This is a genomic window from Phytopseudomonas argentinensis (assembly GCF_900113905.1).
Taxonomy (GTDB): domain Bacteria; phylum Pseudomonadota; class Gammaproteobacteria; order Pseudomonadales; family Pseudomonadaceae; genus Aquipseudomonas; species Aquipseudomonas argentinensis.
On the sequence record NZ_FORC01000001.1, the window covers coordinates 1,275,102 to 1,299,792 of the forward strand.

The 24,691-nt window shown below is 65.1% G+C and carries 20 protein-coding genes; 4 read left to right on the forward strand and 16 right to left on the reverse strand.

All coding sequences use genetic code 11. The features are described 5' to 3' along the window. Window positions 1–30: 30 nt before the first annotated feature. The 3 genes from mreD to mreB form a co-directional block, all read right to left on the reverse strand. A complete protein-coding gene (mreD, locus tag BM154_RS05845) occupies window positions 31–519 on the reverse strand; it encodes a rod shape-determining protein MreD (protein WP_074881415.1) in 489 nt (162 codons plus the stop codon). Beyond that, the gene (mreC, locus tag BM154_RS05850; protein WP_074881416.1) at window positions 516–1,508 is read right to left on the reverse strand and encodes a rod shape-determining protein MreC; all 993 of its coding nucleotides are present in this window, start codon (window positions 1,506–1,508) and stop codon (window positions 516–518) included. Before mreC ends, mreD begins: the two co-directional genes overlap by 4 nt. Before the next feature lie 81 nt (window positions 1,509–1,589). Then, on the reverse strand, window positions 1,590–2,627 hold the full coding sequence (gene mreB, locus BM154_RS05855) for a rod shape-determining protein MreB (RefSeq protein ID WP_070884352.1): 1,038 nt from the start codon (window positions 2,625–2,627) through the stop codon (window positions 1,590–1,592). Between the two features lie 323 nt (window positions 2,628–2,950). Between mreB and gatC the strand changes: the two genes are divergently transcribed. The 4 genes from gatC to BM154_RS05875 all read left to right on the forward strand — a co-directional run bounded on the left by gatC (window position 2,951) and on the right by BM154_RS05875 (window position 6,606). Beyond that, window positions 2,951–3,238, forward strand: coding sequence for an Asp-tRNA(Asn)/Glu-tRNA(Gln) amidotransferase subunit GatC (gatC, locus tag BM154_RS05860; RefSeq protein ID WP_074881417.1), 288 nt, complete (start codon window positions 2,951–2,953; stop codon window positions 3,236–3,238). A gap of 15 nt (window positions 3,239–3,253) precedes the next feature. After that, complete coding sequence (gene gatA, locus BM154_RS05865) at window positions 3,254–4,705, forward strand: Asp-tRNA(Asn)/Glu-tRNA(Gln) amidotransferase subunit GatA (RefSeq protein WP_074881418.1); 1,452 nt, start codon at window positions 3,254–3,256, stop codon at window positions 4,703–4,705. 14 nt (window positions 4,706–4,719) lie between these two features. Continuing rightward, window positions 4,720–6,168 (forward strand): Asp-tRNA(Asn)/Glu-tRNA(Gln) amidotransferase subunit GatB, encoded by a 1,449-nt coding sequence (gene gatB, locus BM154_RS05870; RefSeq protein WP_074881419.1) that lies wholly within the window; start codon window positions 4,720–4,722, stop codon window positions 6,166–6,168. Between the two features lie 63 nt (window positions 6,169–6,231). After that, window positions 6,232–6,606, forward strand: a complete 375-nt coding sequence (locus BM154_RS05875; protein WP_139225389.1) for a septal ring lytic transglycosylase RlpA family protein — start codon at window positions 6,232–6,234, stop codon at window positions 6,604–6,606. A gap of 495 nt (window positions 6,607–7,101) precedes the next feature. Here BM154_RS05875 and BM154_RS05880 read toward each other — a convergent pair whose 3' ends face one another. The 13 genes from BM154_RS05880 to BM154_RS05940 form a co-directional block, all read right to left on the reverse strand. Beyond that, window positions 7,102–7,962 carry a LysR family transcriptional regulator gene (locus BM154_RS05880; protein ID WP_074881421.1) on the reverse strand — a complete coding sequence of 287 codons (861 nt, stop codon included), beginning with the start codon at window positions 7,960–7,962 and terminating at the stop codon, window positions 7,102–7,104. An 87-nt stretch (window positions 7,963–8,049) separates the two neighbouring features. Next, window positions 8,050–9,180, reverse strand: a complete 1,131-nt coding sequence (locus BM154_RS05885; RefSeq protein ID WP_074881422.1) for an HPP family protein — start codon at window positions 9,178–9,180, stop codon at window positions 8,050–8,052. A gap of 317 nt (window positions 9,181–9,497) precedes the next feature. Next, entirely contained in the window at window positions 9,498–10,298 is an 801-nt protein-coding gene (locus BM154_RS05890; RefSeq protein WP_074881423.1) for a YfaP family protein, read from the reverse strand. Between the two features lie 4 nt (window positions 10,299–10,302). Beyond that, window positions 10,303–11,898 (reverse strand): DUF2300 domain-containing protein, encoded by a 1,596-nt coding sequence (locus BM154_RS05895; protein ID WP_074882398.1) that lies wholly within the window; start codon window positions 11,896–11,898, stop codon window positions 10,303–10,305. Window positions 11,899–12,094: 196 nt separating this feature from the next. Next, window positions 12,095–16,624 (reverse strand): alpha-2-macroglobulin family protein, encoded by a 4,530-nt coding sequence (locus BM154_RS05900; protein ID WP_074881424.1) that lies wholly within the window; start codon window positions 16,622–16,624, stop codon window positions 12,095–12,097. After that, a complete protein-coding gene (locus BM154_RS05905) occupies window positions 16,621–17,259 on the reverse strand; it encodes a DUF1175 domain-containing protein (RefSeq protein WP_139225414.1) in 639 nt (212 codons plus the stop codon). Before BM154_RS05905 ends, BM154_RS05900 begins: the two co-directional genes overlap by 4 nt. Before the next feature lie 8 nt (window positions 17,260–17,267). Then, a complete protein-coding gene (locus BM154_RS05910) occupies window positions 17,268–18,911 on the reverse strand; it encodes a DUF2138 domain-containing protein (protein ID WP_074881426.1) in 1,644 nt (547 codons plus the stop codon). A gap of 15 nt (window positions 18,912–18,926) precedes the next feature. Further along, window positions 18,927–19,694: a YfaP family protein gene (locus tag BM154_RS05915; protein ID WP_074882401.1), complete on the reverse strand. Its 768-nt coding sequence runs from the start codon at window positions 19,692–19,694 to the stop codon at window positions 18,927–18,929. Between the two features lie 377 nt (window positions 19,695–20,071). Then, window positions 20,072–20,887 (reverse strand): phosphonate ABC transporter, permease protein PhnE, encoded by an 816-nt coding sequence (gene phnE / locus BM154_RS05920; protein WP_074881427.1) that lies wholly within the window; start codon window positions 20,885–20,887, stop codon window positions 20,072–20,074. A gap of 12 nt (window positions 20,888–20,899) precedes the next feature. Beyond that, on the reverse strand, window positions 20,900–21,730 hold the full coding sequence (gene phnE / locus BM154_RS05925) for a phosphonate ABC transporter, permease protein PhnE (RefSeq protein WP_074881428.1): 831 nt from the start codon (window positions 21,728–21,730) through the stop codon (window positions 20,900–20,902). Continuing rightward, complete coding sequence (gene phnC / locus BM154_RS05930) at window positions 21,730–22,572, reverse strand: phosphonate ABC transporter ATP-binding protein (protein ID WP_208609414.1); 843 nt, start codon at window positions 22,570–22,572, stop codon at window positions 21,730–21,732. The genes phnE (BM154_RS05925) and phnC overlap by 1 nt, the downstream gene beginning before the upstream one ends. 28 nt (window positions 22,573–22,600) lie before the next feature. Continuing rightward, complete coding sequence (gene phnD, locus BM154_RS05935) at window positions 22,601–23,557, reverse strand: phosphate/phosphite/phosphonate ABC transporter substrate-binding protein (protein WP_074881429.1); 957 nt, start codon at window positions 23,555–23,557, stop codon at window positions 22,601–22,603. Between the two features lie 113 nt (window positions 23,558–23,670). Continuing rightward, complete coding sequence (locus tag BM154_RS05940; protein WP_074881430.1) at window positions 23,671–24,612, reverse strand: AEC family transporter; 942 nt, start codon at window positions 24,610–24,612, stop codon at window positions 23,671–23,673. Between the last annotated feature and the right edge of the window lie 79 nt (window positions 24,613–24,691).

The following is a 24,691-nucleotide window of genomic DNA, read 5'->3' on the forward strand; positions in this document are numbered from 1 at the left end:
AGGTCTCGCAATCAGGCGCCGCAGCGCGGTTCAGTTGACACGCATGCGCCGGTGCACCGCGCGCAACAGGGTGCACACCCAGGGCCAGAGCAGCGCACTGACCAGCGCCGGCAGCACGAAGGCCAGGGTCGGCGGGCGGTTGCCGGTCAGCGCGTTGAGCCACAGCTGCACCAGTTGCGCGATGCCGAACACCACCAGCAGCACCATGCTCTGCTGCCACATGGGAAACATGCGCAGGCGCTGGTGCAGGCTGAGCACCAGAAAGGTGATCAGGGTGAGGATCAGCGCGTTCTGTCCCAGCAAGGTGCCATTGAGCACATCGGCCAGCAGGCCGAAGCAGAAGGCGCTGGTCATGCCGATACGGTGCGGCACGGCCAGCACCCAGTAGGTGAGAAACAGCGCCAGCCACAGCGGCCGGCCAATCTCCATGAAGCGTGGCAAGGTGGACACACTGAGCAGCAGCGCCAGTATCAGGCTGGCCCAGATCACCCAGAGATTGCTCGAGCGGGTCGCGATCATTGATGGCTCTCCTCACCGCTGCCTGATGCCGGAGCAGGATCCGCGGGAGCCGGCACGTCGGCTGGCGGCGCGTCCTCGATGGCGGCCTCGGCATCCGGATGCTCGAGGGCCTGGCGATCGACCTCCTCCTGCGCCTCGGCCGACTCGGCAGCACGCTGCTCCGGTGTGCGCGGGTCGGTGAAGACCAGCAGCATATAGCGGGTGCGATTGAGATTGGCGGTCGGCACGGCGCGTACGATGGCGAACGGCTGGCCGGAGTCGTGCACCACTTCGGTCACAGTGGCCACCGGATAACCGGCCGGGAAGCGCTGGCCAAGACCGGAGCTGACCAGCAGATCGCCTTCCTTGATATCGGCGGTATCGGCCACGTGACGCAGCTCCAGGCGCTCCGGGTTGCCGGTGCCGGTAGCGATGGCCCGCAGCCCGTTGCGGTTGACCTGCACGGGAATGCTGTGGGTGGTGTCGGTGAGCAGCAGCACGCGGGAGGTGTAGGGCATCACCTCGACCACCTGGCCCATCAGCCCACGGGCATCGAGCACCGGCTGGCCAAGCACTACCCCATCCTTCTCGCCCTTGTCGATGAGAATGCGGTGGGTGAAGGGGTTGGGGTCGATGCCGATCAACTCGGTGGCCAGCACCTCATCGTCGACCAGGGCCGAGGAGTTGAGCAACTCGCGCAGGCGCACGTTCTGCTCGGTCAGGGCGGCGAGCTTCTGCAGGCGGCGCTGCATCATCAGTTGCTCGGCCTTGAGCTTCTCGTTCTCGGCGGCCAGCTCGTTGCGCGAGCTGAGCTCCTGGGTGGCGCTCTCCCACAGGGTGACCGGCAGACGGCCGAGCCAGTAGACCGGCTCGACGATCAGGCCGAGCTGGCTACGCACCGAATGCAGGACGGTCAGGCGGGCGTCGACGACCATCAGGGCAGCCGACAGCACGGCGAACACCAGCAGGCGTACACCGAGCGAAGGACCTTTGGCGAATAGCGGCTTTATGGCGATTACCTCGTAGCCTGCCCGGAAGCTGCATGCGGCGCGATGGTAGCTTCCGAGCTGCTGCAGCGTGAGGCGTGCGGCTTATTCGGTGGACAGCAGATCCATGGTGTGGCGATCCATCATTTCCAGCGCCTTGCCGCCACCGCGAGCCACGCAGGTCAGTGGGTCTTCGGCGACGATCACCGGCAGGCCGGTTTCCTGGCTCAGCAGCTTGTCCAGGTCACGCAGCAGGGCGCCACCACCGGTCAGCACCAGGCCACGCTCGGCGATATCCGAGGCCAGCTCGGGCGGCGACTGCTCCAGGGCGCTCTTCACCGCCTGGACGATGGTCGCCAGGGATTCCTGCAGTGCTTCGAGCACTTCGTTGGAGTTGAGGGTGAAGCTGCGCGGAACGCCTTCGGCCAGGTTACGGCCACGCACGTCCACTTCACGGATCTCGCCGCCCGGGTAGGCAGTACCGATTTCCTGCTTGATGCGCTCAGCGGTAGATTCACCGATCAGCGAACCGTAGTTGCGACGCACATAGGTGATGATGGCTTCGTCGAAGCGGTCGCCACCAACCCGTACGGATTCGGCATAAACCACGCCGTTCAGAGAGATCAGCGCGATTTCCGTGGTACCACCACCGATATCGACGACCATCGAACCACGGGCTTCCTCGACCGGCAGGCCGGCACCGATAGCGGCGGCCATCGGCTCTTCGATCAGGAACACTTCGCGGGCGCCAGCACCCAGCGCGGACTCACGAATGGCACGGCGCTCGACCTGGGTCGATTTACACGGCACGCAGATCAGCACGCGCGGCGATGGTTGCAGGAAGCTGTTCTCGTGAACCTTGTTGATGAAGTACTGGAGCATCTTTTCACAGACGCTGAAGTCGGCGATCACGCCGTCTTTCATCGGGCGAATGGCGGCGATGTTGCCCGGTGTACGGCCGAGCATGCGCTTGGCGTCGGTGCCGACGGCTACGACACTTTTCTGATTGCCATGGGTACGGATGGCGACGACCGACGGCTCGTTCAGGACGATGCCGCGCTCGCGTACATAAATAAGGGTATTGGCAGTGCCCAGGTCAATCGACAGATCGCTGGAAAACATGCCACGCAGTTTTTTGAACATGGGATAGGGACCCTAGGCAACGCGTGGGTAAAGATACAGCGCAAGAAAACACGCAGGTAAAAAAGTGCGGCAAACTCTAACAACGGCAGGGATTTTGAGCAAGGCACCAATATGTTAGATTGCCTGTTTTTCCGCGGCATTTGAGGCAACTTCGACGTTGCTGCCGACATGGCAAAAGCCTGCCTCGGCGATCAACGTGTGCCTGAACCGCTTATCGCCGCCTTTGACGCCGGCCAAACGCATCCGTTCCCTGCCCCCTGCGCAAGGCACCTGCTGATATTTTCACTGGCAGCCCATGAAGGCTGCCTTTATAGGAGAACCCGATGGCGCTTGAACGCACCGAGGTGGAAAAGATCGCACACCTGGCCCGCCTGGGCCTGAGTGACAGTGAACTGCCACAGACCACCGCAACCCTGAACAGCATCCTCGGCCTGATCGACAGCATGCAAGCCGTCGATACCGATGGCATCGAGCCGTTGGCGCATCCGCTGGAAACCACTCAGCGCCTGCGCGCCGACGCCGTTACCGAAGCGAACCAGCGCGAGGCCTACCAGGCCATCGCCCCGGCCGTGGAAAGCGGCCTGTACCTGGTTCCCAAAGTCATCGAGTAAGGAAAGCGCACCGCCATGCATCAATTGACCCTGGCCGAGATCGCCCGCGCCCTCGCCGACAAGCAATTCTCCTCCGCCGAACTGACCGGGAGCCTGCTGAGCCGCATCGAGCAGCTCGACCCGCAGCTCAACAGCTTCATCACCGTGACAGCCGACCAGGCCCTCGAGCAGGCCAAGGCCGCCGACGCGCGCCGCGCCGCCGGTGAAAGCGGCGCACTGCTCGGCGCGCCGATCGCCCACAAGGACCTGTTCTGCACCAGGGGCGTGCTGACCAGTTGTGGCTCGAAGATTCTCACCGGGTTCAAGTCGCCCTACGACGCCACCGTGGTCGAGAAACTGAATGCCGCCGGCACCGTGACTCTCGGCAAGCTGAACATGGACGAATTCGCCATGGGCTCGGCCAACGAATCCAGCCACTACGGCCCGGTCAAGAACCCCTGGGACACCAGCCGCGTACCCGGCGGCTCGTCGGGTGGTTCGGCGGCTGCCGTGGCGGCACGGCTGATTCCGGCTGCAACCGGCACCGACACCGGCGGTTCGATCCGCCAGCCGGCCGCGCTGACCAACCTCACCGGCATCAAGCCGACCTACGGTCGGGTGTCGCGCTGGGGCATGATCGCCTACGCCTCGAGCCTCGACCAGGGCGGCCCGCTGGCCCGCACCGCCGAAGACTGCGCCCTGCTGCTCGGCGCCATGGCCGGCTTCGACCCGAAGGATTCGACCAGCGTCGACCAACCGGTGGATGACTACCTGGCTGCCCTCGCCCAACCACTGGCCGGCCTGCGCATCGGCCTGCCGAAGGAATACTTCGGCGCCGGCCTGGACGCGCGCATCGGCGAGAAGGTCATGGCCGTGGTCGAGGAGCTGAAAAAGCTCGGCGCCACGGTCAAGGACATCAGCCTGCCGAACATGCAGCACGCCATCCCGGCCTACTACGTGATCGCCCCGGCCGAGGCCAGCTCCAACCTGTCGCGCTTCGACGGCGTGCGTTTCGGCTATCGCTGCGAGAACCCGAAAGACCTGCAGGACCTGTACAAGCGCTCCCGCGAGGAAGGCTTCGGCGCCGAAGTGAAGCGCCGCATCATGGTCGGCACCTACGCGCTGTCCGCCGGTTACTACGACGCCTACTACCTCAAGGCGCAGAAGATTCGCCGGCTGATCAAGAACGACTTCGTCGCGGCCTTCAAGGACGTCGACGTGATCCTCGGCCCGACCACGCCGAACCTGGCCTGGAAGCTCGGCGAGAAGAACGCCGATCCGGTTTCCGCCTACCTGGAAGACATCTACACCATCACCGCCAACCTGGCCGGCATTCCCGGCCTGTCGATGCCGGCCGGCTTCGTCGATGGCCTGCCGGTGGGCGTGCAGTTGCTCGGCAACTACTTCCAGGAAGGTCGTCTGCTCAATGTCGCGCACCAGTACCAACAGGTCAGCGACTGGCACAAACAAGCACCGAGCGGCTTCTGAGGAAGGATTAAGACATGCAGTGGGAAACCGTCATCGGGCTCGAGATTCACGCTCAGCTCAGCACCCAATCGAAGATCTTCTCGGCCAGCGCCACCACCTTTGGCGCCGAGCCCAACACCCAGGCCAGCCTGGTCGACCTCGGCATGCCCGGCACCCTGCCGGTGCTCAACGCCGAAGCGGTACGCATGGCCTGCCAGTTCGGCCTGGCCATCGACGCCGAGATCGCCGAGCGTAACGTCTTCGCGCGCAAGAACTACTTCTACCCGGACCTGCCGAAGGGCTACCAGACCAGCCAGATGGACCACCCCATCGTCGGCAAGGGCTTCCTCGACATCACCCTTGAAGACGGCACCGTCAAGCGTATCGGCATCACCCGTGCGCACCTCGAAGAAGATGCCGGCAAGAGCCTGCACGAAGACTTCCAGGGCATGAGCGGTATCGACCTCAACCGTGCGGGTACGCCGCTGCTGGAAATCGTTTCCGAGCCGGACATCCGTTCGGCCAAGGAAGCCGTGGCCTATGTCAAAGCCATCCACGCGCTGGTGCGTTACCTGGGCATCTGCGACGGCAACATGGCCGAAGGCTCGCTGCGCTGCGACTGCAACGTGTCGGTACGCCCGAAGGGCCAGGCCGAGTTCGGCACGCGCCGCGAGATCAAGAACGTCAACTCATTCAAATTCATTGAGCGCGCGATCAATACCGAGATCGAGTGGCAGATCGATGAGATTGAGTCTGGCAACAAAATCGTGCAGGAAACCGTTCTGTACGACGTAGCAGCCAACAAAACCAAGTCCATGCGCAGCAAGGAAGAAGCCAACGACTACCGCTACTTCCCCTGCCCGGACCTGCTGCCGGTGGTGATCGAGCAAAGCTTTCTCGATGACCTGCGCGCCAAGCTGCCCGAACTGCCGCCGCAGAAACGCGAGCGTTTCGAAAGCCAGTACGCCCTGTCGACCTACGATGCCAGCGTGCTCAGCGCCAGCCGCGAGCTGGCCGACTACTTCGAAGTGGTCGCGAAAACCTGTGGCGACGCCAAGCTGGCGGCCAACTGGGTGATGGGCGAGCTGTCCAGCCTGCTCAACAAGGACAACCTGGAGATCGACCAGTCGCCGGTGTCCGCCGAGCAGTTGGGCGGCATGATCCTGCGCATCAAGGACAACACCATCAGCGGCAAGATCGCCAAGATGGTCTTCGAAGCCCTGGCTGCCGGTGAAGGCGCAACGGCTGATGAAGTGATCGACAAGAAGGGCCTCAAGCAGGTCACCGATTCCGGCGCCATCGAAGCGATGCTCGACGAAGTGCTGGCCGCCAACGCCGAGCAGGTCGAACAGTACCGCGCCAGCGACGAAGCCAAGCGCGGCAAGATGTTCGGTTTCTTCGTCGGCCAGGCAATGAAAGCCTCCAAGGGCAAGGCCAACCCGGGGCAAGTGAACGAACTGCTGAAGAAAAAGCTCGAAGGCTGAGCGATTTGAAGACGCCGGGGTTACCCGGCGTTTTCACATCTGACGTTCGGGATGGAGAACACAATGCGCCGATTATCGATTCTGCTGGGTCTGTTCAGCCTGCTGCTCGCCGGCTGTAGCAGCTTTGGCGGTGGTGTACCTGGCGATTACCGTGCCGACGGCAAGGCCTCCTATTACGGCAAGGCCCACCACGGCAACAGGACGGCCAGCGGCGAGCGCTTCAACCAGAATGCCCTGACCGCCGCCCATCGCACCCTACCCTTCGGCACCATGGTCAGGGTGACCAACCTCAACAACGACCGCAGCGTGGTGGTGCGCATCAACGACCGCGGTCCCTTCGCCCGCGGGCGGATCATCGACGTGTCGCGCAAGGCGGCGGAGTCACTGGACATGATCCGCTCGGGCGTGGTGCCGGTGCGCGTGGAAAGCCTGAAGTAAGACGGAGGGCTGTTCACGATCTTTCAGGCGACATCAAGAGGCTGCTACAAGGCAGAAGCGGTCGGCAGGCACGGCGCTTTTGTGGGAGAGGCTTTAGCCTCGAGTCTTCAGGACAGCCCGCTCCACATGCTTGAGCTGTGGTTTGCCAGAGTTATCGCATTATTCTTACGTTCGGTTCCGCTCTGTCGAGCGGGTTTCTTTTGGCATTGCCCGGATGGCCGGCCCGCCAAAAGAAACCAAAAGGTCTAGCCCCGACATACGGCCCCGGCTTCGCCGGGGTTCCCTCGCTACATCGTTGCTCCGAGGGCACGCCGCGACATCCATGTCGCTCAACCCTATCCACAACGATTCCGCTCGGCCTGCTGAAGGGGCGATTGATGTCGCCTGTTAATTTTGTGGCATGTGAAACATGAAAAAGCCAAAGCAGCGAACGGCCGCTTCCGCCACTTTGCAGGCAAAGTGCTGAGTTCGAGCCGAAAGATCGTGAACAGACGCTTACAGCGCCGGATCCCAGCGCTGCGACCAGTCGGCATCCTGTTCAGCGATCTCGCGCAGCAGCTCGAAGCTTTGCTGCAGGGCCGCCGAATCCCGCTCGCGGGAATACACCAGATAGGTCGGGTAGCTGAACTCCGGCGCCCTGGGCACCCGCTCCAGCACCCTCTTGTCCAGGTAGCTCTGCACCACCCGAGTGCGGAAATAACCTGAGCCGCCGTGCTCCAGGATGTATTGCAGGGCCAGCGGCCCGAGATTGAAGGACACCGGTGCCCGCGCCTTGTCCGGCAGGGCGCGGTCGTGCTGGGCGCGGAAGCTGTCGCTCCAGTCGATATACACGTAGGGCTCCGGGTTTGCCGCGCGGACCAGAATCAGCTTCTCCTCGAGCACCTGCTCGACCTGCATGCCGGCCCAGTAGCTGGGCTGGTAGACCAGGGCCGCATCCATCACGCCCATTTCCACCTGACGCAGCAAACTGGCGCACTCGGCGACCTGGGCACGCACCGCGTAGCCTTCGATGCCCTGGCGAATCGCGCTGACCCAGCGCAGCATCAGCGGGTTGCACAGGCTCACCTCGCCGCCGATATGCAGCACGTTGTGATAGCCATCCGGCAACGGCAGGTCGCGCTGCGCCGCTTCCCAGGTCTGCTGGATCTGGTTGGCGTAGGTGACGAACGCTTCGCCATCAGGCGTCAGCCGCGCGCCGGCGCGATTGCGCACGAACAGCGTGCTGCCCAGGTGGCTTTCCAGCTTCTGGATGCGCGCGGTGATCGCCGTCTGGGTGACGTGCATGCGCTCGGCGGCGGCGATAAAGCTGCCGCTGCGGACGATTTCCAGAAAGGTGCGGGTAAGGTCGATATCCATGGTCACTCTGCCGGCACGCGGCGCCGGCCATTCCTCAAGCCTGATCCGGCGCCCAGTGTACGGGCGTGCGACGGTTCATTCGATGCTTCAGTCGAGATGCCTGAGCAGGTCGCGGTGCAGCGCGGCGACCAGGTCGGTCTGGGTGACCACCCCAACCAGCCTGCCGTCGTCGAGCACCGGCAGGCAGTGCAGGCCTTCATCCGAGAGCAGCGCGATCAGGTCGACGACATGGGTTTCGGCATCCACGGTGCGCACCGGCGTGGTCATCACCTCGCCCAATACCTTCTGCTTCTGCAGGCCGAGGATGGCGCGCAGGTTGAAGCTATTGGCGCGCGTGGCGCTGACCAGATCGACCAGGCTGACGATACCGACCAGCCGCCCGGCGTCGAGGACCGGCAGGGCCTTGAAGCCGTGATGGGTCAACAGGTACAGGCCCTTGGCAACTGCCGTTTGCGGCGTGGCGTAGACCAGGTCGCGGGACATCATCTGCCCGGCGCGGATCTCGCCCATGCTGCGGCGCAGCGCGTGTTTCTCGGTGCTGCGCACGATCAGTTCGAGGTCTTCGCGGGTGATGTCGACGAAGGAGCCCAGTTCGTCGAGGGCGTGGTCCAGGTCGCCGGCATTGATGCCGGCGCGCTCGCTGGGCAGCGGGTCATGGGTGTGGTGGACCGCCTGCGTCCCCGGATGCGGGCGCGGATAGGGCACGCGGGTGAGGTTGTTGTAGAGCAGCGCGCAAGCCAGCAGGCCGACCCCGGCGGTCATCGCCACCAGCGCCGGCTGCCAGAACGGATCGCCCGGCAGGGGCGTGGCGAACACCATGCAGAAGGCGATGGCGCCGCCCGGAGGATGCAGGCAGCGCAGCGGGCACATCAGCAGCAGACTGAGACCCAGGGCCAGCGCCGCACCCAGCAGGCTGTGATCGATGAAATGGGTGATCGTCAGCGCGACGGCGCTGGCGCACAGGTAGCTGCCGAGAATCGACCAGGGCTGAGCCAGGGCGCCTGAGGATACCGCGAACAGCAGCACCGCCGACGCCGCCAGCGGGCCGGAGAAATGCACCGCCATATGCAGGCCGAACAGTTGGCTGCACACCCAGGTGCTGAACAGGAACCCGGCGGCAGCGCCAAAGGCGGCGCGGCTCCATTCACGAGGGCGGGTATGCAGGGCGTCAGGCAGAAAGGCGGAAAGCCATTGGGGGAAATGCGCGTGGGACTTCATCGGTATCGTCGAAAAGATCGAGCCTCTCAAATAAGAGGCTCGCTGGGTACCGCTGCAAGCGGCAGGCAGGAGCATCCGTCCCTGGATGATGTACTCGTCTGTTTGCAACCTTGCCCGCCCCGGCAGAGAAACCGTGGCGGGCAATGAGAGGGAGTGTGACGAAGGGCGATAACGCGATCAAACGAATAATAATGAAGGATTGATAAGCTTTTTTTGATATAAACCAACATACATAAAGCCCGTAGCCCGGGTCGAGCGCAGCGATACCCGGTGGAACCGAACCCTGGCTATTGCTGCGCTCAACCGCAGGCTACGAATTACGGATAGCTGAAGCTCTTCACCAGCGTCAGCTCGCCCGGTGTACGCATCGGCACCAGAAAGCTCTCCTGCTTCTCGTTGACTGTACCCTCTTCGGTGATCAGGGTGATCTGCCCGGTGGTGAGAATCTGCCCTGCGTTGCTCTCGCCTTCATCGTCATAGCTGTAACCACCGCCGTAGTAGTTCACGTAGACGAGATACTGGCCCTTCATCGGGGTAGGCGAAGCAATCATTTCCGGGCCGTAACCGGTGGTCACGTCTACATCCAGGGCCGCGCCATTGGCCAGCGAACGATTGCCGTACCAGACATGCTCGCCATCGGGGGTGACCAGGTGCAGGTCGAGGTCGGTGTTGTCGCTGTCCCACGACAGCACCACGCGCAGGCGCGCCGGGGTTTCGCCACTGCCGTTGTTGTAGAACTGCACGCGGCGGCGCTGGCTGCCATCGGGGCTGCGCACCTCGACGTTGTTGCTGCCGGCCGGGAACACGAACGGGCGGTCGAAGCCACCATCCTCGTCAATCTTCAGCGGCATGCTGGTGCCGTTGACCACCAGCCGGCCAGGCGCGCTGCTTTCGTCCTTGCGCAGTTGGCTGATCGCTCCCTTGATCCGCGCCGTGTCGGCCTGATTGGCGGCACTGTTGACCGAGGACGCCGGGTAATTGACCTCCTGCATGAATTGCGCGCCGTCGCCACCGCCAACGCGCCAGCCGCTGCGGGGGGTGTCGAGCTTTACCTCGGCCAGCGCACAAAGCGGCAGCAGGGTCAGGCAGAGGGCGATACGAGGGGTGATCAGAGCCATGATGTCATTCCAGTAACAGGGTGCGGGCAAGGCCTTCCACGTAGGCCTCGTCCTGTCCATTGGGGTGGGCGACGAAGGCCAGGTGCAGGTATTCGTGAGTCAGGTCGAGGCGGTCCTGCAGGGAGAAGAAGCCGCGCACGAAAATGCGCTGGCGCTCGCGATCCACATAGGGCCGGCCGGCCGTCAACTGGCAAACGGTGAACTGTTGAATTTCTTCATAGCCCGGCTCGGCGTCCAGGCGTTGCCGCCAGTCACGTCGTTGCTTGCGCAGCCACTGCTCGGCGGCAGCCAGGGGCTGGCAGGCCGCCACGGGTTTGTCCCAGCGGCTCAGCGTGGCGCGTGGGAAGGCGCGGGCCAGAATGGCGTCATAACGCAGGCCGCTGTTCGCCTGCTCGACCGCCTGCGTCCAGGCCAGACGATCAGTGCCGGGCTGGGTAGTGTGGTAGGTGACCGGCGTGCCGGCCAGCACCAGGTCGGCCGTCCACGCGGCGATATCCCGGGCGCCCTGGCTGGCCGGGCGCGGCGCTACGCGCTGGCTGGCGCTGCTGTCATCGATACGCAGGCACTCGCCGCGCCGCCCGGCGCTCTGCAGCAGGTAAGTGCGCGCGGTGATGGCCAGCGCCTTGGCGGCCTCGGCAGGCTGCGCCGAGGCCTCACGATCCAGCACACGGGCCACATAGTCCTCACGATCCAGATGGGCAGTGAGCTGCAGCCCTTCGCTGTTTTGCTCGAGAAACAGCTCGCCGTGGCTTTCGATGGGCAGGCGGTTGCCGTTGGTGAACTCGACCTCGTAACGGCCATCGAGCGCGCCAGGCTCCACTGCCGCGTTACTGCCCTCGCGCCTGAGCTGGCGCAGCGGGTAGCGGGCGAACAGGCGCACCTCGACGCAACTGCCGGCCTCGCTTGGCCAGGGCGTGGGCAGTACCTGACCGAGCGCCTCGCCATGGCGCTTGAGCACCATCACGCTGGTGCCCGAGCCACCGGCCCAGACCGGCGTGCCGTCGGCCAGCCAGCCGGCGAAACCGCCCTGGCGAGCCTGGCGATCGTTATCGGCCAGCCAGCTCCAGGTCTTCACCCGCAGGCGACCGCCCAGGGCGCTGACCGTTGAACCGTCACCGTTCAACAGCACATCCAGCAGCACCTTGCGGGCATCGGCCTGGGCCGGCAGTTGTGCGAGCTGCGTGAGCAGTTGTTGAACAGAGACGCGGGTAGCCGGCGCCAAGCGCTGGCGCTCGCTGATCCAGCTCGGCGCCTTTCGGGCCTGCCAGTAGCGCGACCAGTCGCCTTGGTTCAGTTGCAGATTCTCCTGCTCGAAATACAGGCCGCAGGACTTGACCAGCGCCTGGTCCCGATCGATACGCTCGCCCGGGTTGCAGCAATACACCTCTTCCTTGTTGCCGCCGCGGCACTGGTAGCCGTGCTCCGGCTGTTTGCTGTCGACCAGGTAGGCATAGACGAACAATTTCCACAGGCTACCCAATGGCGCCTGCAGAGTGTCGGGCAAGGGTTCGCGGCTGACCAGCCGCTGCCCGTCGAGGCGCAGCAGTTCGCTGCCGCCGGCCGTTTGCCAGGCCAGCGACAGCGGCGCCTCGCCAGCCATTGCCGAACCGCTGACGGCGGCCAGCAGGACCAGCGAAGCGAGGATGCAGCGCTTAGCAGGCCGTTGAAAAACGTGATCGAGGCAGCCAGCGCAAGGCAAAAGCAGGCGAAAAAGCGGAATGTACGAGTAGTACATGAGCATTTTGAGCCTGTTTTTAACGCCGCGATGGCAACGTAGATAGTTTTTCAACTGCCTGCTACTCAACGGTGACCTTCTGCAGGGTTGGTTCAGCTTCCAGCGCCTGCTGGCCCGGTGCATAGAGGCGCACGTAGCGGGCCGGCGGCAGCACGAACTCGCCCTTCTGCGAGAAGCGCACCAGGTGACGCAGCACCAGTTCGCCCTCCAGGCTGTCCACCGGCACCGCGTAGCTGAGCTCGCCCGGCTCGTTGCGGGCCTTCTCCAGCGCCGAGGCTTCATCGCCACCCAGGCCACTGACCTGAATACCCCAGGTGGTGCGCTCCACGTCGGCGCCCGGCGGCAGCGGTACTTCCAGCATCCCGTAGCGCAGGGGCTGTTCGGTTTCGCTGCTCAGGGTCACTTCGTCCAGGTACAGGTCGGCGCTGGAGATCTCGTCCTTGCCGACTTCCTCGGCGCGGAACTCGAAGGCCTTGTCGCCCGGAACCAGCCGCAGCAGACGGCGCGTCAACGTGACCGGCACATTGCTCGGCGCGGCCTGGGCACTCTGGTAGTCGAGGCGCACATCGCTCGGCTGATCCAGATCGCCAGCCACCTGCAGGGCCTGGGGCGGTTGCGCGCCGGTCCACTGCCAGTAACTCTCGCCGCTGGTGCCTTCCACTTCCTGCCAGTCACCTTCCAGCGCCAGCGTCGGCTGGGCACTGCGCAGGTCCAGCGACGGCTGCAGCCAGGTCAGCGCCAGGGCGCGTTCCAGGCCGGCCTGGGCCGGTGCCAGCTCGCCGAGCAGACGCTGGGCACGCTGACGATCAGGGCCATTGAGGTACAGGGCGACGGCGGCCACGAAGGGCGACTGGCTTTCGGCCAGGCGGCGACGGGCGCCATCGAGCTGCCCGTGCAGCGCCTCGGCCACCGGCACATTGTTCTGCTGCGCCAGGTGCACGCCCAGCTCACGGGCAATCGCCAGGCCCAGGGCCGAATCCGGCGCCGCCATCACCAGGCTGTCGCCCTCACCGAGCACCACTTCTTGGCCTTCGCCCGCGGCGGCCAGGTCATACACCAGGCCTTCGAGCAAGGTTTTCACCGGCAGGCCCATGTCGCGGGCGAACGCCAGGATCAGCGCACGCTGCAACAGCGGCGTTTCCGGGGCGCGCTTGGCATAGAGTTCCAGCACGCGCTGCCAGTGCTCCGGCGGCAACTGAATGGCCAGGGCGCGGCTGGCGTGCCAGTCGGCGTAATAGGCGTAGGTGGTCAGGAAGGCGTCGCCATCGGCATCCCCCCCCCACCAGGTGAAGGTCGCTTCGGGGCCGGCCATCTGCACCAGGCGCAGGCGGCTGTTCTGCATGATCAGGCGCAGGCGATCCTTGATCCGCGGCTCGCCGGCGGCCAGCGCCGGGTAGGCCAGGCTCAACGGCAGCAGGCGGCTGGCGGTCTGCTCGACGCCGCCATAGGGGTAGTCGAGCAAATCATCCAGCGCGGCGTTGAACAAACCGGCGCCGCTGTCAGCCACGCGCAGTTGCACCTGGCTTGCATCAGCCGGCAATTGCAACGGCGTGCTGCCCGGGAACACCGACAGCTGCTCGCTGCGCACCTGCTGCCAACCAGGCGCCACGGTGCTCAACTTGATGGCCAGAGCGTCGGCCACCTTGCCGGCCTGGCGCAGCTCGGCGCTGAAGTCGCCGGCGGCGATCACCGCCTCCTCGACCGGCAGGTAGTTGATGCCCTTGGCCAGCGTCACCTCGCGGCGCTGCTCCTGCTCGCCATGACGGATCAGCAGTTCGGCCTTGGCGCCCTCCTCGCCCTGGTTGAAGGCGAACAGGCCCAGCGCCGGCTTGTCGCCGACCCGGAAGCGGCTCGGACCGCTCCACTTCAGGTATAGCGGTTTTTCCGAGCGCACGAACTGGCGCTTCTGGCCGACTTCACCCTCCGCGCTCACCGCCCGGGCGGTGATGCGCCAGCGGGTCAGCGAGTCCGGCATGCGGAAGCTGAAGCTCGCCTTGCCGTTGGCATCGGTGACCAGGTCGGGCTGCCAGGAAGCGGTGTCGACTTCCTCGCGGCGCGGCCGCTCCAGCACCTTGACGCCGCGCTCGCTGCGGTTGGCGCGGCCCGGTGCACTGGGCATGCCCGGCAGGGCCAGGTCGTAGCTGATGAACGACAGGCTGGCGCTGGTGCGCACGTTGTTGCGGCGCGGATGATAGAAGAACTGGTCGATACCGGGGGCGATTTCCGGCTGCAGGGCGTAGATCATCTCGTCCACCACGCTGACCGTCAGGCGTGTCGGTACCGGCTTGCCTGCGAACAGGGTGCTCAGCTCGACGGTGACCAGTTCGCCCGGTTGCACCACCTCCTTGTCGGCCTTGATGGCGATGTCGATCTGCGGCGTGGCAACCTTGATGCCGGCGTTCTGGAAGCTGTAGTCACCGCCGCGGGTGTACAGCGCCGAGAAGGTGATGTTCGGCGAGAAGGTCTTGCCGACCGGAATGCGCGCGCGGTACTGGGTGTCGGACAGGCGCTCGAGTTTGAGCCAGTCGCCACCCTTGGAGAGCAGCGCGGTGGCTTCGACCTTGTCACGTTCCAGGGTCAGCAGCGCATCGCTGACCGGCTCGGGAAAGGTGATCAACGCCAGGGCTTCGTCACCGGCCTGGTACTCGGCTTTATCGAGCACGATCTCGATGGTGCCGGCCACCGACTTGACGCCTTCGCCGCTGACCGAATGGCCTGTGGCGCCGAGGATCAGGCCGCTGCTGTCCTTGAGGGTGATGCTGTAGGTGCCGGGGCGCTCGAAATTCAGCTCGAAACCCTTGGCATCTGCCGCCAACTCGCCGCTGCCGGTGCTCTGGTCTTCCAGGCGCACCCACTCGTAGCGGGCCGGTTTGCGCTCACTGGTGCCTTCGCTCTGGTAGGCGAAATTCACCGCCTGGCCGGCCGAACTGAAGCGCTGCGGGGCGCTCAGGCGATAGCGGGCTGCGCCGCGCTCGATGAGGATTTCCTTGCTGGTCTTGACCCGGTAGGCGGCGCCATCGCTGGCGAACACGCTGAGCAGGTAGCGGCTCGGTTTGTCGGCAGCCGGCAGGTCCAGCGCCGCGCGGCCCTGGCCGTCGGTGCTGACCTCGCTGCTGGCCAGCTCGACCGGGAACTGGCCGAGGTACTGCAGTTCGTTGTCGACCATCGACAGCTGCTGGGCACGCAGGCTCAGCTGCACCTTGGCGTTGGCCACCGGTTTGCCGTCCGGGTAAAGCAGCACCAGGGCGCCCTTGACCGGCTCACCGGTGCGGAAGTCCGGCTTGTCGAGATCCAGCGACACCTCGAAGTGCGGCTTGATGTACTCGGCGACGCGGAAGGCGCTGCTGTACAGCCCGTCGCGGTAGGCGAAACGCAGCTCGTAGCCGCCGGCCACGGCGTTGTCCGGCAGCTGGAAGCGGCCCTGGCCGCCACGGGCGCTGTCGAAATCGAGCCTCTGGGTCTGCAGCACGGTGCCGTTGGCGTCGAGCACGCTGAGGCTGATCGGCGCGGTGCCGGCCGCTACGGATTCACGGGCGTTCTTGAACTCGCGGCCAACGATCTTCACTTCCACCCAGTCGCCGGGGCGGTACAGCGGGCGGTCGGTGAAGGCGTACAGCTTGGTGTCGTAGATCTCGCTGTCGTAATAGAAGTTCTCGGAGACGAACACGCCACCGTCGGCGTCCTCACCGATCACGTAGGAGCGCTCCGGGCTGGCGTGGCCCAGGCGCAGCAGGCCCTGGGCGTCGGTGTTGCCGCTGGTCATCACGCCCAGGCCATCGCTCCACAGCAGCTTGGCGTCGGCTACAGGGGTGCCCTGGTGCTTGTCGGCGGTCCACACCAGCAGCTCGCCGCCAGCGATCTTGCTGACCGCCACGGTGTTGGAAACGAACACCACGGTGGTGGCGCGGTACTTGCCGATGATCGCTTCGGCCAGGTACAGGCCCGGTTTAAGCTTGCCCAGCGGCACGTAGACGTTGCCCGAGGCGACGCTGACGAAGTTGCTCGACGAGCCGGACAGGTCGACGCCGGCAGGCGGCTCGATGGGCTTGGCTTCCCACAGCGGGTAGCGGAACTCGGCGACCAGCGGCAGGCCCTTCATCGGCGCGAACTGCACCTGCGGGGTGTACTCGGTAGGCGCAGCGATGGCGTTGCCCATCTTCAGCTCCGGCGCCTCTTCGGTAACCTGCTTGCGCGACTCGTAGGAGAAGGCGCGCTGCATCACCCGGCGGGATTTGCGGTACCAGTTGTCCCACAGGTACGACAGGGTATTGGACAGCCCCTCGCCCTTGAACTGGCCCTCGGCGACCACGCGGTGCAGGTTCTTCTGGCGCTTGAGGAACTCCAGCGGCTGATCGATGCGGTACAGGCGCATGTCCACGCCGCCGTAGCCTTCCATGCGGTAGCGGCGGTAGTCGCGGCCCGGCGCTTCGAGGCGCACGGTGGCCACTTCATCGGCGGCGAAGCTCGAATCGGCGAGCAGGAAGAACGACTCACCGGCAAGCGGCGTGTAGCCGCTGGCAGGCACTTCGTCCTCGGCATGAGCGGCCAGGGGCATGAGCGCCAGCAGCGCGACGGCGAGCAGACGGTTCATCGCGCGAGGAAATTCAGCCGATAGATGCCGATAAAGTTGGGGTTGGCGTCGTCGGGTATCCATCGGGTGTCCTTCCATGTCATGAGTTGTTGCAGGCTGACGGCACGCATGCCGTTATCCGTGGGAGTGGTGGTGCCGGTGTGGTAAACGATGTCGCGGCCCATCCAGATCATCAGGTGCTGGTCGTCACCCTGATCGAAGAACATCAGGTCGCCGGGGCGCGCCTGGTTCAGGTCGCGGCCGACCAACTGGCTGTTGAACTGGATCATCTTGATCGCATTGACGTAGGGGCCCTGCTTGCCGCCGCCCTGTTGCCAGCTCTGCGCCAGTTGGCGCTGTGCGTCGCTCAGTTGCAGCTCCGGCGGCAGGTAGCGGTTGGACAGGCCGTTGGCGCGCAGCCATTTGGCGTCGTGCACCTTGAGCGCCTCGTTGGCGGCGAAGCGCACCAGGCCGACACAATCCTGCTGATACCAGCGCGGGCTGGGGCCCTGGCGCAGCTGCTCCTGGGCGATACGCACGAACCAGGCGCGAAAGATCTGCGACTGCTCGGGATCGAGGCCGGTCGCCTGCTCGGCGCGGGCGCACAGGCCGAACGCGAGCAGCGCCGCAGCCAGCAGCACGCGCCAAGCCGGCATGGCGGTGATCAAAGCGCGCGCCATTCGAGCGGAATCCACTTCCAATCGTCATCGGCTTCGGTGCCTTTCGGCAGCGTCAGCGCGAATTGGCCATAACCGCCCATGGCGCGCAGCTTGGGCAGCAGGTGGGTGTCGGCGGCATTGCGGAATACCGGTTCGTAGTTGGCCGGCAGGCTGTCCAGGGTTTCCTGTTCGAGCAGGCGCGAGAGGCCTTCGGGCGCCAGGTATCCGGGCACCACGCCGTCGGTGGGCAGCACTTCGGCCAGCGGCGGGAAGCGCTTGTTCAGCGTATCGAGCGCCTTGTCCACCAGCCGGTCATCGAGGGAGAACAGCAAGGTCTGTCCCTGGCGCGCCAGGCTCACCCGGAAGAAGCCCTGGGAGACCAGGGCATCGGGAATGGTGCCCTGCTCGGCCGGGTACTGACCGAAGTTGGAGCCCACCTCGCGGCGCCAGGTGTGGCCATCGGCCGTGCTCTGGCTTTCGACCGGAAAGCGGCCATTCTCGGCATTGGGCTCGAAGGCGCCAATCATGCCGTCGAACAGCCCGCCGATGGCCTGATCCAGCTCCGGCGTGGCGGCTTCGTCGAGGTGCGTGACCAGCAGCGGCGAGTGCAACCGCGAGTCGGCGTACCAGCACAGGCCGGCGGTGCTGCCCAGGCGTTTCTGCAGGTCCTCGCTGACGGCCTTGCTCGCGCCGACCCGCTCCAGCAGCTTCTCGGCACTGCCCGGTGCCACCGGCACGGCGACGCAGGCGCTGGCGCCCATGGGCATGGCTTTCCAGATCGGGGTGAAATCCATGGCCGGTTGATCGTCGAATTCGTTGAGTGCCAGGAAGCTGCTCCAGCCGCCCTCGCCTTTCTCGAAACGCACGCCGGCAAAGGCCGGGAAGAAGCGCTGGTAACCCAGCGCGACGTACTCGCCACTCAGGGAAATACGCTGCTGCTCGGTCTCGCGCGCCTTGAGGCCGAAGCGCTTGGCAAAGGGATTGTCGCCGTCGAGCAGCGCTTCGACGGACTCGGTGGCCGCACGGCCAAGCTTGTCGTCCTCACCGAACAGCATGCCGGGAGACGACAGCACCAAGAGCTTGTCGCCGTGGCTGGCCAGCAGCAGGGCGCGATCGCCCAGGTAGTTGAGGCGGTACAGCGGCACGCTGCCGCCATCGACGTGCAGCTCGCCGGCCTTGCTGAGCTGGGTGTCATCCAGGGCGACATGGGCCAGCGGCTCGAGGACCTTGGCCAGGCCACCACGCTGCATGACCATCACGAAATGCTTGAGCTTGCCATCGGCGCCCTTCCACAACGCCACGTCGGCGGGCTGGTCGAGCAATTCGTCGAGCAGCTCGTCGCGCAGCTTCAGGTCGCGCTCGTAGATGATCCGCCGCAGGCTGCCGACCAAACCGAGGCGGTCGGCGTTGTGCTCGTAATAGAACACGAAGTCTTCGGTGAGGGTGTCGCGCAGCAGCGGCACCGCCAGCAGATCCTTGGGCAGACGGCTGAGCGAGGCACTCTCGATCAGCGCATCGGGGCGCTGCAGATCCAGACCCAGGGCGCTGCGTTCACCCAGATCGCGCGAATCCTGGCCACAGGCGGCGAGCAGGCCAGCCGCCAGCAGGAGAGCGACGTGGCGCAGGTGGGCAGTGGTATTCCGGTTCATCCGAGCCTCGGGATATCAGTAATTGAAAGATTTGACGAACAGCAGCTCACCGATGGCGCGTAGCGGCACCACGAAGGTCTCGCGCTTCTCGTTGACGGTGTTCTCGTTGAAGATCAGGTTGATCTGCGCGGTGATGATCTCGTTCTGGTTGCTGCCGGCCTCGAAGTTGTAGCCTTCGCTGCCCAGGTTGCCCCAGTAGTTCACGTAGATCAGGTAGGTGCCTTGCAGCGGCGCGGTCATGGTGAACATTTCCGGGCCGGGGCCATCGACGCTATCCACATCCAGGCCGCCGCCGTTGCTGAGCACCGGTTGGCTCCAGAACGCGTGCTGACCATCCGGGGTGACCACATGCAGGTCGAGCTCGGCCTTGGGGTCGTCCCAGCCGAGCACCATGCGAATGCGTGCCGGCGTGCGCAGGTTGTTGGCCTCATAGAACTGCACCCGCTTGAGCGATTTGCCTTCGCCGGCCACCAGTTCCACGCTGTTGGAGCCGGCGCCGAAGGCATAGGGTCGGGCGAAGCTGCCCTGCTCGTCGGTATACAGCGGTAGCGGGTTGCCGTTGACCACCAGCCGGTGTGGCGTGCGCAGGTGACCGATGTTCTGCAGGGTACCTTCGATCAGGCTGCGCCCACGCTGGGCGCCACGATCGATGGGCGGTGTCGGGTAGGCCACGCGGGCGTCGTTATCGCCGTCGTTGAGGCCGTAATAGCGCCAGCCGCCGCCTGGTGCCTGCAGGGAAACGGACGGCTCGCCGCCGCGAGGGTCGGCCCAGCTCGATGGCATCGTCAGGGCAGCGCAGAGCAGCAGCACGCAGCGCGCCAGCCAGCGACCGGTGGGAGCGAACCGAATCGCTCGGCGCTGCGAAAGAAAGCGAACCACCGCACTGCACTCCTTGTGCTGGCTCAGGGATCCTGGCGCCCGCACTTCACACTGTTGGCTCTGGAAAAGGTTTGGTCTTGGCTGTGGCGCCAGCAGCCTTTGCAGGCGCCGCCGTCACATCAAGTTACATGCTGGGCGGGAATGCTAGCGAGTTGCCTTGACGCTGACAATCGTGGCATTTGCGAATCGGCACTGGATCACAATGAACGTGGGCAGAACCACAAAAGACCGGCGCATGCCGGCACATCTGGCAGCCCGAGGAGGCGCCGAGGAGGCTTGGCTCAGGAAAGGCGCTGACGCAGCTTCGCCGAGGCCCACTCGGAAAAGATCACGGTGGCGAAGATCAGCATGAAGATCACGCTGACCCGGCTCCAGGCGAGGTTGTTGATAGCCGCATCGAGCTGCAGGCCGATGCCGCCAGCGCCGACCAACCCCAATACGGTCGCCTCACGGATATTGATATCCCAGCGATACAGCGAGGTGCCGACGAAGGCCGGCATGATCTGCGGCACCACGCCGAACTGCAGCACCTGCAGGCGCCCTGCCCCGGTGGCGCCGATGGCCTCCACCGGCGAGGTGCTGATTTCTTCGATGGCCTCGTAGAGCAGCTTGCCGACGAAGCCGACCGAGCGCAGTGCGATGGCGATGATCCCGGCCAGCACCCCTGGGCCGAGTATCGCCACCAGCAGCATCGCCCAGATCAGCGAGTTGATCGAGCGCGAGGAGACGATCACCAGCAGCGCGGCGCTTCTGATCAGCGGCGATGGGGTGGTGTTGCGCGCCGCGAGAAATGCCAGGGGAAAGGCCAGCATTACCCCGAGGGCGGTGCCCAGAGTGGCGATGTTGAGCGTATCCCACAGCGGCCTGAGCAACTCGGGCGTGTAGTCCCATTGGGGTGGCACCATACGTGCCAGCAGCGAGGCACCCTGGCTTCCGGCGTCCGCCACGAACTCCCAAAGGGTGTTCTCGGAGATGAACCGTGCGCACCAGACGAACAGCAACGCGCCGGCGAACCAGGCGAGCCAGTTACACCACTGCTGGGCGCTGGTACGGCGCCGCCATTGCGGCTCTGCGGTGTCGGCATGAATGATCGGCATGGGGATAGCGCCTTACTGAAGCCAGCGACGTACGTAACCGGAGAGATACTCGGCGGCCAGCACGATGGCGATGATGATCAGCAGCACGGCGGCGGCCGTGTTGTATTCGTAACGATCCATGGCGGTGCCGAGCGTCGCGCCGATGCCTCCCGCGCCGACGATGCCGATGATCGCCGACTCGCGGAAGTTGATATCCAGGCGGTACAGCGACAGCCCGATCAGCCGCGGCAGGATCTGTGGCTGCACGGCGTGGTTGAGCACCTGCAACCAGCTGCCGCCGGTGGCGCGAATGGCCTCCAGCGGTCGCGCATCGATGTCCTCGATCGCCTCGGCCAGCAACTTGGCGATAAAGCCGATGGTCGCGAAGGTCAGTGTGGCGACGCCGGCCAGGGGGCCAAAGCCGAACATCACCACGAACAGGATGGCGATGATCACCTCCTGGAAGGTGCGCGACACCATGATCAGCCACCGGCAGAACAGGTAGATCGGTAGCGGCGACAGGTTGCGCGCGGCGCCCAGGCCCACCGGAACCGACAGGGCAATGCCCAGCACGCTGGCGACCAGGGTCATGCTCAGGCTTTCCAGGAGGCCTTCGAGGATATCGCCACCGCGGCTGGTGAAATCCGGCTGCAGGAAACCGGCCGCGAAGGCCAGGCCCCGCGACCAGCCTTCGGCGATGCGATGCCAGTCCAGGTTGATGCTCGAACCGGCCAGCAGCAGATAGAGCAGCAGGCCGCCGATCACCAGGCAGCGCTGCCCTCTTCCCGACAACAGCGCGGGCGGTCGCCAGTCGCCGGCCCTTGCTCTGGCAAGGCGCTCGTCCAGGCTCACCTGCCCGGCCATCAGGTGGTCACCCGTGGCCAGCCGGAGCGCGACGCATGCAGTGCGGGCGGCGCATCGGGGTCGTCATCCTGCGCCGCTTCGGCGGCATGGGCGTCCCAGTCTTCTTCACCGTAGATGCGGGTCAGCGTCGCGGCATCCAGGGCATCGGGCAAACCATCGAAGACCACCCGACCGGCGTGCAGGCCGACGATGCGGTCGCAAAAGCGCCGTGCCAGGTCGACGTCATGGATATTGATGATCGCGGTCAGGCCGCGCTCTTCGCACAGCTCGCGGATCAGCCGCATGATCTGCCGGGAGGTTTTCGGATCGAGGCTCGCCGTGGGCTCGTCGATCAGCAGCAGCTCCGGGTTCTGCAGCAGCGCGCGGGCAATGCCGACACGCTGGCGCTGGCCACCGGACAGCGCATCGGCGCGCTTGTCGATGGCATGGGCCAGGCCCACGCGTTCGAGCAGGCGAAACGCCTCCTGCACGTCAGCCCGCGGGTAGCGGCGCCAGACGCTGCGCCAGAAGCCCACATAACCAAGGCGCCCGGACAGCACGTTCTCCATGACCGTCAGGCGATCGACCAGGGCATGGTCCTGAAAGATCATGCCCATGCGCCGCCGCGCCTTGCGCAAGGCGCCGCCACGCAGCCCGGTCAGTGACAGGCCACCGAGCAGCACCTGGCCCTCACTGGGCTCCACCAGGCGATTGATGCAGCGAATCAGCGTGCTCTTGCCGGCGCCGGACGGGCCGATCAGCGCCATCACCTGGCTTTTCGGCAGCGCCAGGCGGATGTCCGCCAGGGCCTGGTCACCGGTGGCGTAGCGCTTGCCCAGGCCCTTGATCTCGAGCAGGTTCATGGCTGTGCTCCTCTCAACGCCGTATGGCTCAGTTGTCGCACGCGTAGCTCACGTCCATGGCCTGGTCGATCTTGCGCACCACTTCCCAGTGCTCCTGGTAGGTGATGGGGATGAACTGCGCCTGGCCGGAGTTCTTGAATTCCGCCTGCAGCGCGGTGCCTTCCCAGTCGAAGGTCTCGAAGCCCTTGCGCACCTTGTCGGCCAGTTCCGGCTTGAGGTTGTAGACGTAGCCATAACCGGTGGTGGGGAAGGTTTGCGAGGTGTACAGCACCTTGTACTGGTCGGCCTTGACCACACCACGCGCCTGCATCTGCGAGAGCACCGAGTTGGCGATGGCGGCGGCATCGTAGTCGCGGTTGACCACACCCATGATCGAGTTGTCGTGCTTGCCGGAAAACGCGGTCTTGAAGTCCTTGTCGGCTTCCAGGTTGAACTCGGACTTGAGCAGTGCCGACGGCGCCTTGAAGCCGGAGTTGGAGGTGGGCGAGGTGAAGGCGAGCGTGCGCCCCTTCAGCCCTGGCACATCATCGATACCGCTGCCGGCATAGGTGATGATCTCCATCTGGTAGCCGAAACCGCCGTTCTCGTCGGCCATCATGGTGAAGGGCACGAAACCGGCGCAGTTGACGGCCAGTGGCACGGAACCGGTGTTGAAGCCGGCGATGTGCAGGCGCCCGGCGCGCATGGCTTCGAGCTGGGCGGCGTTGGACTGCACCGGGAAGAACCTGACCTTCTTGCCGGTCACCTTCTCCATGTGCTGGAGGAACTCGTCCCACACCTTGGCATAGACGGCCGGATCTTCGACCGGGGTGTAGGCGAAGATCAGCGTGGCCGGGTCCAGCCACTCGCCTGGCTTGGCCGGCGCATCCGCGACCATGTCGTCGTCGCTATCGGTGTAACGCGAGGACAGGTCCGCGGCATGGGCGCTGCCCAGCAGGGGCAGCAACAGGGCGGGCAGCAGTCGGCAGAAAAGGGCGCGCGGCATGGTGGTGTCCTCGGCGGCTGAAAAAGGATTCCAGCCACCTTAAGGAGCACCTGTGACACTTTTGCTGCAGCGGATCGCATCGTAAACCCTTGCAACGAACCGGCAATTGGCCGCTACACCCAACCCGCCCACTGCAGCAGCAGCAGACCGACATTGGTGCTCACCACCGCTGCCAGGGTGGTGATAACGATGATCGCCGCGGCGAGCCGGTAGTTGCCGTTGACCGCCTTGGCCATGACGAAGCTCGAGGCTGCCGTGGGGCTGACGAAGTACAGGAACAGGATCGCCAGGTCCGCGCCGCGAAAGCCGACGGCCCAGGCGCCAAGGGTGGAGAGCAGCGGCAGCCAGACCATCTTCATCAGGCTGGAGCTGATGGCCACGCCGCTACTCTCGCGCAACGAGGCCAGCGACAGGGTGCCGCCGATGCAGATCAGCGCCAGCGGCAGGGTCATCTGCGCGAAGTATTCGGCCGACACCATGGTCCAGTGCGGCAGCGGGATCTGCCAGTAGGCGAAAGGGATGGCCGACAGCACGCCGATGATCAGCGGGTTGCTGAAGATGCTCTTGCACAGCGTCCAGGGGTCGGCCTTCATGCCCGGCGCGTAGATGGCCAGCACGATGGACGACAGCACGTTGTAGCAGAGGATCACCACGCCGCCGAGCACCGCCCCCACCGACAGCCCGTAGTCGCCATACATGCTGGTGGCCAGTGCCAGGCCGACGATGCCGTTGTTGCCGCGAAACGCGCCCTGGGTGTAGATGCCGCGGTCGACTCTCGGGCAGCGCCAGATCGCCCAGCCCCAGGCGACGGCGAAGCTGACCAGGGTCGCCAGCACGAAATAGCCAATCAGTGCCGGCTGCAGGGCTGCGCTCAGGTCGGCCTGGACGATGCTGATGAACAGCAATGTCGGCATGGTGCCACGAAATACCAGCGAAGAAGCGGTATCGATGAACCCGTCATCGATCCAGCGCAGCCGCTTGAGCAGCACGCCGAGAAACAGCATGGCGAAAACCGGCGCGGTGATCGCGAGGGTTTGCTGGATTACAGCGAGCATGGAAACACCGGAAGGTGGAAAGGCCGTCGAACGTGCCGACGTGCCCGGCAATCAGGCACGTCGATAGCCTGCTAATGAT